This window comes from Streptomyces sp. SAI-135, assembly GCF_029893805.1.
GTDB lineage: Bacteria > Actinomycetota > Actinomycetes > Streptomycetales > Streptomycetaceae > Streptomyces.
Window position 1 is genome coordinate 3,709,254 of sequence record NZ_JARXYP010000002.1, and the last position, 13,547, is coordinate 3,722,800.

Here is a 13,547-nt window from a genome sequence, read left to right on the forward strand (position 1 = left end):
GGACGCCATGACTCCGTGCGCCCCCTGTGCTCCGGCACTGTTCGTTAGGTCACGCTTACTGTTCGTTCCACTCGGGCACACAGGCGATTAGAGTCGATTGGCGGAACGCCCGGATGTCGGCGGAAAGCCAGGCCGACACCCCCCGTGGACCCCCAATTCCGAGGACACGATTGCCATGCCTCGTCCGACCGCCGCACAGATCGCCTACGGTTCGATCACCGTCATCTTCTCGACGCTCGCCATGCTGCTGCTGTCACAGACGAGTTCGGCCGTGGGGACCGCGGTCATCGCCGTCTCGGCGCTCGCCCTCGGCCTGCTGGTCGCCATGACGGTCCCCCAGCCCAAGCCGCGCGTCGTAGCGGTGAACAGGCCCACCGAACGCCCGGCGGAAGAGCCGGTCCCAGCGGTGGCCTCCGGCTCCAAGACCGCCGCGTGAGCACTGCGTTGCCTGAACCGGGCCGAGGCGCTGGGGTATGTCTCAGACAGCCCGGGGACCATCGCTGAGCCTCGCCGGACGGCCGGGCCGCCGAACCCGTTAGCCGAGCCCGGCACCGGGCCCCCGGGGCCCAGCAGGACAGACCGGAAACATCGAGCGCATCCACCACCGCTCACCGAAGACTGGGCCCCACCAGCAGGCACGCACCGGGCACACCCGAAACCGCGCTTCACCGCGCCAGCAGCAGGCCGGGACAACGAGCCCGTCCGCCGCCCCCGGCCGAAGACCGGGCGCCACAAGCACCCACCGGGCACACCCGAAACCGCGCTCCACCGCGCCAGCAGCAGGCCGGGACAACGAGCAGCGTCCGGCACCCCCGGCCGAAGGCCCAGCGCCACAGGCACGCGCCGGGCACACCCGAAGCCCCGCTTCACCCCGCACCCAGCAGCAGGCCCGGACAACGAGCACGTCCGCCGCCCCCGGCCGAAGACCGGGCGCCACAAGCACCCACCGGACACACCCGAAACCGCGCTCCACCGCGCCAGCAGCAGGCCGGGACAACGAGCAGCGTCCGGCACCCCCGGCCGAAGGCCCAGCGCCACAGGCACGCGCCGGGCACACCCAAAGCCCCGCTTCACCCCGCACCCAGCAGCAGGCCCGGACAGCGAGCGCGTCCGGTGCCAGGAGCAGGGGCCGCAGTGCCATCCGGGCGCCCACCTCCACGGCCCCCAGGCCACGCAAAGCCGCGCTCCGGCCCGACAGCACGGCGCCGGGCGTCGAGCGCATCCGGCGCCTGCCGAAGGCCCCGCCTCGCGCGCGAGCAGCGGTCACTCACCCGAGGCCCCGTCCGTCGGCCCAGCAGTGCAAGCGGCGCCCTGCGCGCGTCCGGCGCCGGTCGATTGCCGATGGTCCGCGCTCTTCGGATCCGCCCAGCGTGAGCGGCTTGTCGGGCAGCATGAAGACGGCGGCCGCGATCCTCCACGCCGACGCCCGTCGTTCACGCGCTCTTCGGTCGGGTCAGTCCGTAGTGACGACCACTGTTTTGGCTGCCTTGTCGTGCAGGCCCTGTTTGTACGGCTTGTCGAAGTAGCTCCAGCCGCCCGAGATGGCGGTCCAGATGCAGGCGCAGCAGAAGGCGAACGGGATCCAGAGGACCGCTGAGCGGATCAGGGTGGTCTGGGTGGAGGGCGTGGAGCCGTTGTCGAGGTTCGCCACCCGCATACCGAGCCACTTCTTGCCGAGCGTCTGGCCGGACCGGGTGATCAGGACGGTGTCGTAGGCGATGTAGAGCACCGCGGCGAGGAGGGACTGGGCGAGCGACTTGCCGTACTGCACGTCGTCGCCGTTCACGTCGTACTCGCTCACCCCGAATCCCCAGGTGAGCAGCCAGACGACGATGCCCACCAGGATCAGGTCGATGATGCGGGCCAGCGTGCGCTTCCCGCTGGGCGCGAGCGGCGGCATGCCGGCCAGCGGATCGGTGGGGTAGGAGCCGCCGCCGTACGGGTCGCCACCGGGGACGCCCCCGTAGGGCGGCGGCGGTGCGCTGTACGGCGATCCCGAGCCCTCGGCAGGCGGGGGCTGTTTCCTGAACGGGTCGTCATCCGGCGGCTGCTGGCCGGAGCCGGGGGGCGGTTCACTGCTCATGGCCCGAGTCGACCGCGAACCCCCCAGTTCCGCATCCGGCGAGCGGCCGTCCGGAGTACCGAATCCCGTACGCCGTTCGGCGGACCCGCTCAGCCCGCCACGAACGTATGCGCCGCCTTGTCGTGCCAGCACTGGTGCCACGGCCGGTCGAACAGGCACCAGGCGACGCCCACCAAGCCGATGCCGAGCAGCCCCGGGACGCTGTAGACCAGCCAGCGGCGCAGGGCCGCGCCGAACGGCGGGGGCTCGTGGGCCTCGATGTCCCGCACCTCCAGGCCGAGCAGCTTCTTGCCGAGGGTGCGGCCCCACTTGGCGGTGGGCAGCGCCTCGTACAGGACGCCGGCGACGAGGAGCACGGCGACCACGATGCCGAGGTACACCGACGTGGTGCCGTCCAGCAGCCAGACCGTCACGGTCTCGCCGGAGAGCTTGGCCGCGTCGATCTTCTCGTTGACGTGGTCGGCCGCCTTGGCCCCGAGGGGGACGGCCGCCACGGCGGTCACCGCGCCCACGACGAGGGTGTCGAGCAGGCGGGCGGCCAGACGCTTGCCGAGGCCCGCGGGCCTGGCCGCGGCCTGGCGCCGGGCGGCCGCCTGGAAGATGTCCTCGACCGGGGGCTTCCAGGGAGCGGGCTGCTCCTCGTCGGGCCCGGCGAGCCGGTGCACCTGCTGCGCCCAGGAGGGCTGACCGCCCCCGGGGCCCGCGCTCATGGGGGTTGCGGCGACCTGGGCCGCGACGGGGGCCGGAGGAACGGCGGACTGAGGAACGGCGGACTGAGGAACGGCGGCCTGCTGGGGCCCGCCCTGGGGACCCGTGGCACCGGCGGCCGCGGCCCGCTCCGCGGCGGCCTTGCCGGCAGCGAAGCCGGGTCCCTGCGGGCCGGGGGCCTGGGGGCCGGGGGCCGCCGCCGCGGACGGGGCACCCGCCGCAGCCGGCCCGCCCTGCGCCGTGGGCCCGGAATACGCGGGTCCGGGCGTGCTTCCGTGCTGCGCCCCGGGACCCTCGCCCTGCTGCGCCGTGCGCGGGGAGAGCGCGCGGAACTTCATGGTGCCGTCGTCGGACTGCTGGGCCGCTGCCGCTGTCCCGGACCCGGCCGTGGGCCTGCGGAAGACCCGTGTGCCGCCGTCCTCGTCCGGCTCGGCGGGCGGGATCGTCGCCGTGCCGTCGGTACGGCCCACCTGCCCGTCCGGCTGGACCGGGGCGGAACCGTCGCCGGGCCGCCCCGGACCGGGCACCCGGGGGTCGGCGCCCTGCGGGGTCCGCGGTACGCCGCGCCGGTCTCCCTGCGGCCCCTGCTGCGGCCCTTGCTGAGGGATCCCCTGCGGCGGCGCCTCCTGCTGAGCCTGCGCGGCCGCCTGCGGGGACCCCCACGACACCCGGCGGTCCTGGTCGCCGCCGAAGCCCGCCTGGTGGGCCCGGTCGGCGGCCCACGCGGACGCGGGCTCGGGCCTGCTGCCGTGCTGGCTGTCGGGGTGCGGGGGTTCCTCGGCCGGGTCCTCGTCGAAGAAGTGCGGGCCCGTCTCCTCCACCGGGGACGGGGCCGAGCCGGAGCCCGCACCGGCCGGCGGCGCGAGCGGTTCGCCGGCCGCCGGGGCGGGACGGCTGGTGCCCGGCACCCAGGAGGCACCGTTCCAGTAACGGACATATCCAGGAATGGACGGGTCCGGGTAGTAGCCCTCGCGGGGCCTGTCGTCACCGGGTGCCGGGGTTGGGGCGCTCATGTCCGTCGTCCCGTATCTGCTCGGGGGTCAATAGAGGGGGGTCCACATCTATCAGACCGGCGCAAGACCCACCGCCAGTCCCACCGGACCCACCCCTTTTGAGCACGACCTGACACCGGCCGTGATATCGCCGGAAAAAAGTTCGCCGAACCCGCGTAATGATCCCGCCCCCTGCCCCCTCTCCCCTCGTACGGGCCCACCGCGGGACCCGGACGAGAGCCGAGAGAGGAACGAACGACATGCATCACACAGTGGTGGAGCGCGAACTGGAGCTCCAGCTCATCCTGTCGCCCGAGCGCAGCATCCCGGTCCCGGCCCGGCTGGGCTACCGCAGCGACGACCCCTTCGCCGTCCACGTCACCTTCCACATCGGCTCGGACCACCCCGTCCACTGGACCTTCGCCCGCGAACTCCTCGTGGAGGGGGTGTTCCGCCCGTGCGGTCACGGGGACGTGCGGGTGTGGCCGACCAAGGTCGCGGGGCGCGGTGTCGTGCTGATGGCCCTGAGCTCGCCCGACGGGGACGCCCTCCTGGAGGCCCCGGCCGCACAGGTCTCGGCCTGGCTGGAGCGCACGCTGCGGGCGGTGCCCCCGGGCTCCGAGGCGGAGCAGCTCGGCATCGACGACGGCCTCGCCGAGCTGCTGGCCCCCACCCCGGCGGACGACCTGTGGCTGCGCGACCCGTGGCCGGGCGACGAGTCCTCGGACGGGGAGTGAGCCCTGTCGCGAGGTCTCAGAACAGCTTGCCCGGGTTCAGGATCCCCAGCGGGTCGAAGACCCCCTTCACCGCCCGCTGCATCTCCACCCCCACCGGGCCGATCTCGCGGGCCAGCCACTCCTTCTTCAGTACGCCCACCCCGTGCTCCCCGGTGATCGTGCCGCCGAGCTCAAGGCCGAGGGCCATGATCTCGTCGAAGGACTCGCGGGCCCGCCGGGACTCGTCCGGGTCGGCGGCGTCGAAGCAGACCGTGGGGTGGGTGTTGCCGTCACCGGCGTGGGCGACGACACCGATGGTGAGCCGGTGCTTCTCGGCGATCCGCTCGGTCCCCTCGAGGAGCTCGGCGAGCCGGGAGCGGGGCACGCACACGTCGTCGATCATCGTGGTGCCCTTGACCGCTTCGAGGGCGGTGAGCGACAACCGGCGTGCCTGGAGCAGCAGTTCGGACTCGGCCGCGTCCTCGGCGGGGACGACCTGGGTGGCGCCCGCCGCCTCGCACAGCGCGCCGAGCGCCGTGAGGTCGGCCGCCGGGTCGGTGGTGTCGAAGGCCGCGAGGAGCAGGGCCTCGGTGGTCTCCGGGAGTCCCATGTGCGCCAGGTCGTTGACGGCCTTGACGGTCGTACGGTCCATCAGTTCGAGGAGGGACGGCACGTGCCCGCCCTCCATGATCCGGCACACCGCGTCGCAGGCGGCGGCCCCGGAGGAGAACTCGGCGGCCAGCACCAGCTGCTCGGGCGGCTTCGGCCTGAGGCCCAGGACCGCCCGGACGACGATGCCGAGCGAGCCCTCGGAGCCGACGAACAGGCGGGTCAGGTCGTAGCCGGCGACCCCCTTGGCGGTACGGCGGCCGGTGGACATCAGCCGCCCGTCGGCGAGGACGACGTCCAGGCCGAGGACGTACTCCGCGGTGACCCCGTACTTCACGCAGCACAGTCCGCCGGACGCGGTGCCGATGTTGCCGCCGATCGTGCACATCTCCCAGCTGGAGGGGTCCGGCGGGTAGTAGAGGCCGAGTTCGTTCACCGCGCGGGACAGGGTCGCGTTGACGACGCCGGGTTCGACGACGGCGATGCGGTCGACCGGGTTGATCTCCAGGATCCGGTCCATCTTCGTCAGGGACAGCACGATGCAGCCGTCGGAGGCGTTGGCCGCTCCCGACAGGCCGGTGCGGGCGCCCTGGGGGACGACCGGGACGCGCAGTTCGGTGGCGACGCGCATGACGTGCTGGACCTGTTCGACCGTGCGCGGCAGGACGACCACGGCCGGGGTGCCGGCCGGGCAGAAGCTCGCCATGTCGTTGGCGTAGGAGACCGTGACGTCCGGATCGGTGAGGAGGACGTCGGCGGGCAGACCGGTGAGCAGGCGGTCCACCAGATTGCCGGTGGCTTCTGTGTCTTCATCGCGACGGGCTTCGATACGGCTCATGATCACAGCGTCGCACCGGGGGCCATCGGTGTGAACCCCACCAGCGCCGGACGCCGCATGCCGGGACGGGCTCGTCGTACTGACGCACAGTGAGCGCCATGGAGAACCAAGCCACGGAGAACCGGCCCGAGGAGCGGCTGGAGGGACGGGGGGAGGGGCGGCGGGCCCGGCTGCGGGGTCGCCTGGTGATCGCCGCGGTCGCCGGCTGCGCGGTGCTCGGTACGGTGCTGATGCTGGTGCCCGCGCAGCGCACGGCGACCCGCGCTCCCGCCCCCGCCCCGGGGGCCCAGGCGCTGACGGCGGTCGCCGCCGGCGTGCCGGCCGCGCTGCCCGACCTGGCCGCGCTGATCGGTGAGCGGGAGAGCCATCTGCGCCGGCATCCCGAGGACGCCGAGTCATGGGCGGTGCTCGGGACGGCGTACCTCGAACAGGGCCGCCGGACGGCCGACACGGCGTTCTACGCGAAGGCCGAGGCCGGACTGCGGACGTCCCTGAGGCTGCGCGGCAGCGCCCAGGCCCTCGCCGGTCTGGCCGCCCTCGCGAACGCGCGCCGGGACTTCCGGTCCGCGCGCACCTGGGCCGAGGCCGCGCGGAAGCGGGAGCCGAAGCGGTGGACGGCGTACCCGGCGCTGATCGACGCCTGTACGGGACTCGGCGACCACAAGGCGGCGGGCGCGGCGCTGGAGCGGCTGACGGAACTGCGGTCGGGGCCGGCGGTGCGGGCCCGGGCGGCCGCCGTGTACCGGGACCGGGGCTGGCGGGAGGACGCGGCGGCCCAGCTCGCCGACGCGGCGGTCGGGGCGCGGACGCCGGCCGAGCGGGCCGCGTACCTGGAGCGGGCCGGGGAGCTCGCCTGGGAGCGCGGTGACCGCGAGGACGCCCTGCGGCACTTCCAGGAGGCGCTGCGGATCGACCCGGACCAGCGGGCCGCGCAGGCGGGCCAGGGGCGGGTCCTCGCGGCGCTGGGCCGTACCTCGGAGGCCCTGAACGCCTACCGGACGGCCCTCGCCAAGCAGCCGCTGCCGCAGTACGCCCTGGAACTGGGCGAGTTGTACGAGTCGCTGGGCCTCGGGCAGGCCGCCCAGGTGCAGTACGACCTGCTGCGGACGACGGCGGAGCGCGCGGCGGCGGGCGGCGTGGACGAGGAGCTGGTGCTCGGACAGTTCGAGGCGGACCACGGCGACGCGGCGTCAGCGGTACGGCGGTTGCGGGCCGAGTGGGTGCGGCAGCCGGGGATCGCGGTGGCCGACGCGCTGGGGTGGGCGCTGCACCGGGCGGGCCAGGACAGGGAGGCCCTGAAGTACGCGCGGATCGCCACGGACAGGGCGCACGGCGGCGGGGTGCGCAGCGCGCTGTACGCGTACCACCTGGGCATGATCGAGCGGGAGTCGGAGCAGGACGCCCCCGCGCGCCGGCACCTTCAGGAGGCCCTGCGGATCAACCCCTGGTTCTCGCCCTCCGGGGTGCGGGCGGCCCGGGAGGCGTTGGCGGCGCTGGGGGACGTGCCGGACGCGGGCGTGCCGGTGGTGGACGCGAAGGGGGTCACACCGCGGCCGTACCGATGAGGGCGTTCCTCGTCACGAGCGCGGCCAGCTCCTCCTCGCCGAGCCGTTCCGTGCCGTCCGGCCTGCGGGGCAGCACCATGTAGCGGGTCTCCGCGCTGGAGTCCCACACCGTGATGTCCACGGTCGCGGGCAGGACGAGCCCGAACTCCCGGAGCACCGCGCGTGGTTCGCGGACCACGCGGGAGCGGTACGCCTCGGACTTGTACCAGCTGGGGGACGGTCCGAGGAGGCGGAGCGGGTAGCAGGAGCAGAGGGTGCAGACGATGACGTTGTGCAGGGACTCGGTGTTCTCCACGACCCGCAGGCGCTGGTACGAGCCGTCCATGTAGCCGAGTTCCCGCACGGCGGCGGTGCCGTCCGCGAGCAGGCGGGCCCGGTAGGCGTCGTCGGTCCAGGCGCGGGCCACCACCCGGGCCCCGTTCGCCGGCGAGGACTCCGCGAGGAACGCGTCGATCGCCTCGTCCAGCCGCTCGCCGGTGATCAGCCCCTTCTCCTCCAGGAGGGTCTCCAGACGCCGGACCCGCCGGGCGACGGTCGCGTCGGTGTGGTGGTCAGCGCTCATCGTCGTGATCCTCCTCCAGGTAGCTCTCCCACAGGTCCAGTACGACGTGGTGGTCACCCTCGCCCCACAGGTCCCGGGCCTCGAAGCGGACCGCGTAGATCTGCTCGACGGGTGCGTCCCCGCGGCCCTGCGCGCTGACGTCGGCCAGTTCGTCGGGGCCCTCCGGTTCGACGACCACGCCCCGCTTGCCGCGCGCGTACCGCGGCAGGCGGGTGTGGTGCGGCGGGTCGTGGCGGTAGGTGCGGACCCGGGTGCCGGGCGGGAAGCGGTCGGGGACCGCCGGGTGCGCGTCAGTCATCGAGCTCACCCGGCTCGATCACGCCCTTGCGCTCCAGCAGGGCGCAGATCGCGGTGAACCAGCGCTCGTAGTACGACGCCGCCAGGTACTCCGCCGGCGGCATCGACTCGATGGCGTCCCGGAACTCGTTGGTGTTGAAGACCCCTTGTGCGCGGAGGGTGTTGAAGAGGCCGACGACCCGGGCCTCCCAGTCCGCGTGGAAGGGCTCGGTGTCGTCGGTGGTGTCGATCGCGCCGAACCCCTGTGTGCCGCCCACGTCGTTGATCCTGGCCATGGGGTCAGCCTACGAGCAACGAGCAGGCGGCCGCCGTGGGACTGACGGCCGCCATGGGCTAGAGGTTTCCGCGCTTCTCCTGCTCCCGCTCGATGGCCTCGAACAGGGCCTTGAAGTTGCCCTTGCCGAAGCCCATGGAGCCGTGCCGCTCGATGAGTTCGAAGAACACGGTCGGCTTGTCCTGGACCGGCTTGGTGAAGATCTGGAGCAGGTAGCCGTCCTCGTCGCGGTCGGCGAGGATCTTCAGCTCGCGGAGCGTGTCGACGGGGACGCGGGTGTCGCCGACCCACTCGCCGAGGGTGTCGTAGTAGGAGTCCGGGGTGTCGAGGAACTGGACTCCGGCCGCGCGCATGGTCCGTACGGTCTGCACGATGTCGTTGGTGTTCAGCGCGATGTGCTGGACGCCGGCGCCGCCGTAGAACTCCAGGTACTCGTCGATCTGGGACTTCTTCTTGGCGATGGCGGGCTCGTTGATCGGGAACTTCACCTTGAGGGTGCCGTCGGCCACCACCTTCGACATCAGCGCGCTGTACTCGGTGGCGATGTCGTCGCCCACGAACTCCTTCATGTTCGTGAAGCCCATGACCTTGTTGTAGAAGCAGACCCACTCGTTCATCCGGCCGAGCTCGACGTTGCCGACGCAGTGGTCGATCGCCTGGAAGGTGCGGTGGGCGGGCGGCTCGACGATCGGGGCGGCCGCGGCGAAGCCGGGCAGGTAGGGGCCGTCGTAGCCCGAGCGCTCGACCAGGGTGTGGCGGGTCTCGCCGTAGGTGGCGATCGCGGCGAGGACGACCGTGCCGTGCTCGTCCTTCAGCTCGTACGGCTCGGCGACCGAGCGGGCACCGTGCTCGAGGGCGTACTCGTAGGCGCGGCGGGCGTCCGGGACCTCGATGGCGAGGTCGATCACGCCGTCGCCGTGCTCGGCCACGTGCTGGGCCAGGAAGTGCCCCCAGGGGGTGGCGGGCTTGATGACCGAGGTGAACACGAACCGGGCGGAGCCGTTCTCCAGCACGTAGCTCGCGGTCTCGCGGCTGCCGTTCTCCGGTCCGGAGTACGCCACCAGCCGCATGCCGAAGGCGGTCGAGTAGTAGTGGGCCGCCTGCTTGGCGTTGCCCACGGCGAAGACGACCGCGTCCATTCCCTTGACCGGGAAGGGGTCGGCCTGCCGGGCGGTGTCGGGAGTGTGGTGTGTGGTCTGCGTCATGTGCGAAGCCTGGCTCCGCTCTGCAAGGTGCGCAATAGTTTCCGTATCGGCTGGACAACATGTTCAGCGATACGGCCGTACGGGCGGCCTTTCTGTGCAGGATGACCATCTCCGGGGAGGCCGCTGTGGGGATCGACGAGCTGGACGCGCGGATCATCGTGCTGCTCGCGCGCGAGCCGCGGATCGGGGTCCTTGAGATGTCCCGGCGGCTGGGGGTGGCCCGGGGGACCGCACAGGCGCGACTGGACCGGCTTCAGTCGAACGGAGTCATCCGGGGATTCGGTCCGCAGGTCGACCCGGCGGCGCTCGGCTACCCGGTGACCGCCTTCGCCACGCTCCAGATCCGGCAGGGGCAAGGGGCCGACGTCCGGGCGCACTTGGCCACGGTGCCGGAGGTGCTGGAGCTGCACACCACCACCGGCAGCGGCGACATGCTGTGCCGTCTGGTGGCCCGCTCCAACGCCGATCTCCAACGTGTGATCGACCGGGTTGTCGGCTTCGATGGGATCGTCCGGGCCGCCACCGCGATCGTCATGGAGAACCCCGTTCCGCTGCGGATCATCCCGCTGGTGGAGCAGGCGGCGGGAGACCGGGAGACCTGACCGACCCAGGCCTGGGGTGAGCGCGTGAGCTTCTGGGAGTACCTCGGCAACCGCCACCAGCAGCTGCTCGCGGACGCCTACCAGCACGCGAGCGCCGTCCTCCAGTGCATGGTCGTGGCGACGGTGATCGGGGTGGTGATCGGGATCGTGACCTACCGCAGCGCGTGGGCGGGCAACCTCGCCACCACGACCACCTCGACGATCCTGACCATCCCGTCGCTCGCCATGATCGGCCTGCTCATCCCGGCCGTCGGACTCGGTGTGCCGCCCACGGTGATCGCCCTGACGCTGTACGGGCTGCTGCCGATCGTCCGCAACGCGATCGTCGGACTGCGCGGGGTCGATCCCGCGCTGGTGGACGCGGCCACGGGCATCGGGATGTCCCGGGCGACCCGCCTGGTGCGGGTGGAGCTGCCGCTCGCCTGGCCGCCGATCCTGACCGGGATCCGGATCTCCACACAGATGCTGATGGGCATCGCCGCGATCGCCGCCTACGCCTCCGGGCCCGGCCTCGGCAACGAGATCTTCCGCGGCATCGCCTCCCTGGGCAGCAGGAACGCGCTCAACCAGGTGCTCGCGGGCACCCTCGGGATCATCGTCCTCGCCCTGCTGTTCGACGCCGCGTACGTCCTGATCGGGCGGCTGACCATTCCGAGGGGGATCCGTGCCTGAGACGTCCGGCGCCTCGGGTGCCTCCATCGAGCTGGAGCACCTGACCAAGCGGTACCCCGGCAGTCCGCAGCCGGCCGTCGACAGCGTCAGCATGGAGATCAAGGCGGGCGAGACCGTGATCTTCGTGGGGCCGTCCGGGTGCGGCAAGTCGACCACACTCAAGATGATCAACAGGCTGATCGAGCCGACCGGCGGACGCATCCGGATCAACGGTGAGGACGTGACCGACATCGATCCGGTCAAGCTGCGCCGCAAGGTGGGCTACGCCATCCAGTCGGCCGGCCTCTTCCCGCACATGACGGTCGCGCAGAACATCGCGCTGGTGCCGAGGATGACCGGCTGGGGGAAGAGCAGGATCAGCGACCGCGTGGAGGAGCTGCTCGACCTGGTCGGGCTGGACCCCGGTGAGTTCCACGGCCGTTATCCGCGGCAGCTGTCCGGCGGTCAGCAGCAGCGGGTCGGGGTGGCCAGGGCGCTGGCGGCCGATCCCCCGGTCCTGCTGATGGACGAGCCGTTCGGCGCGGTCGACCCGATCACCCGTGACCACCTCCAGGACGAGCTGATCCGGCTCCAGCGCGAGCTGCACAAGACGATCGTCTTCGTCACCCATGACTTCGACGAGGCGATCAAGCTGGGCGACCGGATCGCCGTGCTGCGCGAGCGCTCGCACATCGCCCAGTTCGACACCCCCGAGGCGATCCTGACCAACCCGGCCGACGACTTCGTGTCCGGGTTCGTCGGCGCCGGGGCGGCCCTGAAGCGGCTGAACCTCACCCGGGTGCGGGACGTGGAGGTCACCGGATATCCGACGGCGACCGTCGACGACCCCCTCCAGGAGATCTTCAACAAGCTCCGGGGCAGCGGGACGAACGAGATCCTCCTGCTCGACAAGCGGGGACGGCCCTACAAGTGGCTCAGGCGCGGCGACATGATGCGCGCGAAGGGGTCGCTGGCCCGGGCCGGGACGCTGGTGAGCGACACGGTGACCCGGGACGCGACCCTGCGGGACGCCCTGGAGGCCGTGCTGACCGACAACGCGGGGCGGGTCGCGGTGACCGGGCGGCGCGGTGAGTACACGGGTGTCGTCGACATGGAGACGCTCATGAACTCCGTGCACGAGCTCCTGGAGGCCGACCGGCTGGAGGCCATGGAGCACCAGCACGAACTGGAGGTGGTCCGGGCCGACCGGACGCACGCCGAGCAGGAGGGTGACGGAGGGGAGCGCAAGGCATGACGGCGTCCGGGACCTGGGTGGCGGAGGACGAGGGGGCGGAGGCCGCGCCCCCTCCCCCACCGGGGGCGCCGAGGCGGCGGGTCACCTGGCAGAAGCTGACCTTCCTGCCCGCGTTCCTGCTCGCCCTCCTGCTCGCGACCTGGCTGTGGTTCGCGCAGGCCGACCTGGACCCGCTCACCGAGAACGCGCTGTCGGACGGGCAGGTGTCCAAGGCGCTGTGGCAGCACGTGCAGCTGACGGTGATCTCGACGTTCTTCGTGCTGATCATCGCGATCCCGCTGGGCATCGTGCTGACCCGCGCCGCCTTCCGGAAGGCGAGCCCGGTGGCGATGACCGTTGCCAACATGGGCCAGGCGACCCCGGCGATCGGCCTGCTGGCCCTGCTGGTGATCTGGCTGGGCACGGGCACGAGGGCGGCCCTGATCGGCATCATCGCCTACGCCGTCCTGCCGGTCCTGTCGAACACGATCGCGGGCCTGAAGGCGAACGACCCGACCCTGCTGGAGGCGGCACGCGGCATCGGCATGTCCCCGCTGGGGGTACTGACCCGTGTCGAACTCCCGCTGGCCGTCCCCCTGATCCTCGCCGGCGTCCGCACGGCCCTGGTCCTCAACGTCGGCACGGCCACCCTCGCGACCTTCGGCGGAGGCGGCGGGCTCGGCGTCCTGATCACCACCGGCATCACCAACCAGCGGATGCCGGTACTGATGCTGGGCTCGATCCTCACGGTGGCCCTCGCCCTGCTGGTCGACTGGCTGGCCTCCCTCGCCGAACTGCTGTTGCGGCCGCGGGGGTTGGAGGCGGGGACATGAGACGAGCCTGCTCGGCACCGGCCCCGGCGGGCATCCGCACGACCTCGCCCCCCGACACCGCTGCGGCGGCCCCGGCACACCTCGGCAGCCGGAGCCCGCGCCGACGGACCGAGCGAGCGCACGCACCGAACGGGAGGCGGAAACACATGGCGAGGGTGCCTGCTCCTGGCCCCGGCCCGCGTTCTTGCCACCCAGGTCCGCAACGGCGATACGGCAGCCTCGGCGACCTGCGGCAGGAGACAGTGGCCTGGACTCCCCGCCGGCCGACTGGACGACGACGCTTGCCGAACTTTCCCTCTGCGCGGTCCGGTCGGCAGCCACGCCATGAGGCTCATGTGTCCCGTACCGGCCCGGACGGGCGTGAGCGCCGCCAGGGGC

At 72.4% G+C, this 13,547-nt stretch carries 14 protein-coding genes; 7 read left to right on the plus strand and 7 right to left on the minus strand.

Features of this window, described 5'->3' with window-relative positions; translation table 11 throughout:
- Positions 1 to 175: 175 nt before the first annotated feature.
- A complete protein-coding gene (locus M2163_RS21205; protein WP_280851225.1) occupies positions 176 to 436 on the plus strand; it encodes a hypothetical protein in 261 nt (86 codons plus the stop codon).
- Between the two features lie 1,017 nt (positions 437 to 1,453).
- Here the strand turns inward: M2163_RS21205 and M2163_RS21210 are convergent.
- Complete coding sequence (locus tag M2163_RS21210; protein ID WP_280894729.1) at positions 1,454 to 2,083, minus strand: RDD family protein; 630 nt, start codon at positions 2,081 to 2,083, stop codon at positions 1,454 to 1,456.
- Between the two features lie 89 nt (positions 2,084 to 2,172).
- A complete protein-coding gene (locus M2163_RS21215) occupies positions 2,173 to 3,804 on the minus strand; it encodes an RDD family protein (RefSeq protein WP_280894730.1) in 1,632 nt (543 codons plus the stop codon).
- A gap of 239 nt (positions 3,805 to 4,043) precedes the next feature.
- Between M2163_RS21215 and M2163_RS21220 the strand changes: the two genes are divergently transcribed.
- On the plus strand, positions 4,044 to 4,520 hold the full coding sequence (locus M2163_RS21220; protein WP_280894731.1) for an SsgA family sporulation/cell division regulator: 477 nt from the start codon (positions 4,044 to 4,046) through the stop codon (positions 4,518 to 4,520).
- 16 nt (positions 4,521 to 4,536) lie between these two features.
- Here the strand turns inward: M2163_RS21220 and M2163_RS21225 are convergent, their stop codons facing one another.
- Positions 4,537 to 5,952: an FAD-linked oxidase C-terminal domain-containing protein gene (locus tag M2163_RS21225; RefSeq protein WP_280894732.1), complete on the minus strand. Its 1,416-nt coding sequence runs from the start codon at positions 5,950 to 5,952 to the stop codon at positions 4,537 to 4,539.
- Positions 5,953 to 6,044: 92 nt separating this feature from the next.
- On the opposite strand from M2163_RS21225, the gene M2163_RS21230 reads away from it, so the two are divergent.
- Entirely contained in the window at positions 6,045 to 7,511 is a 1,467-nt protein-coding gene (locus M2163_RS21230) for a tetratricopeptide repeat protein (protein WP_280894733.1), read from the plus strand.
- Here M2163_RS21230 and nthA read toward each other — a convergent pair.
- The 4 genes from nthA to hppD are packed head-to-tail and all read right to left on the minus strand — an operon-like array spanning position 7,489 to position 9,849.
- Positions 7,489 to 8,073 carry a nitrile hydratase subunit alpha gene (nthA, locus tag M2163_RS21235; protein WP_280894734.1) on the minus strand — a complete coding sequence of 195 codons (585 nt, stop codon included), beginning with the start codon at positions 8,071 to 8,073 and terminating at the stop codon, positions 7,489 to 7,491. The genes M2163_RS21230 and nthA overlap by 23 nt on opposite strands.
- A complete protein-coding gene (locus tag M2163_RS21240) occupies positions 8,063 to 8,371 on the minus strand; it encodes an SH3-like domain-containing protein (protein ID WP_280851218.1) in 309 nt (102 codons plus the stop codon). The genes nthA and M2163_RS21240 overlap by 11 nt, the downstream gene beginning before the upstream one ends.
- The gene (locus M2163_RS21245; RefSeq protein WP_280851217.1) at positions 8,364 to 8,645 is read right to left on the minus strand and encodes an SH3-like domain-containing protein; all 282 of its coding nucleotides are present in this window, start codon (positions 8,643 to 8,645) and stop codon (positions 8,364 to 8,366) included. Before M2163_RS21245 ends, M2163_RS21240 begins: the two co-directional genes overlap by 8 nt.
- A 58-nt stretch (positions 8,646 to 8,703) precedes the next feature.
- Positions 8,704 to 9,849, minus strand: a complete 1,146-nt coding sequence (gene hppD / locus M2163_RS21250) for a 4-hydroxyphenylpyruvate dioxygenase (protein WP_280894735.1) — start codon at positions 9,847 to 9,849, stop codon at positions 8,704 to 8,706.
- Between the two features lie 125 nt (positions 9,850 to 9,974).
- Between hppD and M2163_RS21255 the strand changes: the two genes are divergently transcribed.
- Genes M2163_RS21255 through M2163_RS21270 form a run of 4 tightly spaced genes read left to right on the plus strand, consistent with a single transcriptional unit; the run spans position 9,975 to position 13,169 of the window.
- Positions 9,975 to 10,451, plus strand: coding sequence for an Lrp/AsnC family transcriptional regulator (locus M2163_RS21255; RefSeq protein WP_280854192.1), 477 nt, complete (start codon positions 9,975 to 9,977; stop codon positions 10,449 to 10,451).
- A gap of 24 nt (positions 10,452 to 10,475) precedes the next feature.
- A complete protein-coding gene (locus tag M2163_RS21260; RefSeq protein ID WP_280894736.1) occupies positions 10,476 to 11,123 on the plus strand; it encodes an ABC transporter permease in 648 nt (215 codons plus the stop codon).
- Positions 11,116 to 12,357 carry a betaine/proline/choline family ABC transporter ATP-binding protein gene (locus tag M2163_RS21265; protein ID WP_280851214.1) on the plus strand — a complete coding sequence of 414 codons (1,242 nt, stop codon included), beginning with the start codon at positions 11,116 to 11,118 and terminating at the stop codon, positions 12,355 to 12,357. The genes M2163_RS21260 and M2163_RS21265 overlap by 8 nt, the downstream gene beginning before the upstream one ends.
- On the plus strand, positions 12,354 to 13,169 hold the full coding sequence (locus tag M2163_RS21270; protein ID WP_280851213.1) for an ABC transporter permease: 816 nt from the start codon (positions 12,354 to 12,356) through the stop codon (positions 13,167 to 13,169). The genes M2163_RS21265 and M2163_RS21270 overlap by 4 nt, the downstream gene beginning before the upstream one ends.
- The last annotated feature ends 378 nt before the right edge of the window (positions 13,170 to 13,547 follow it).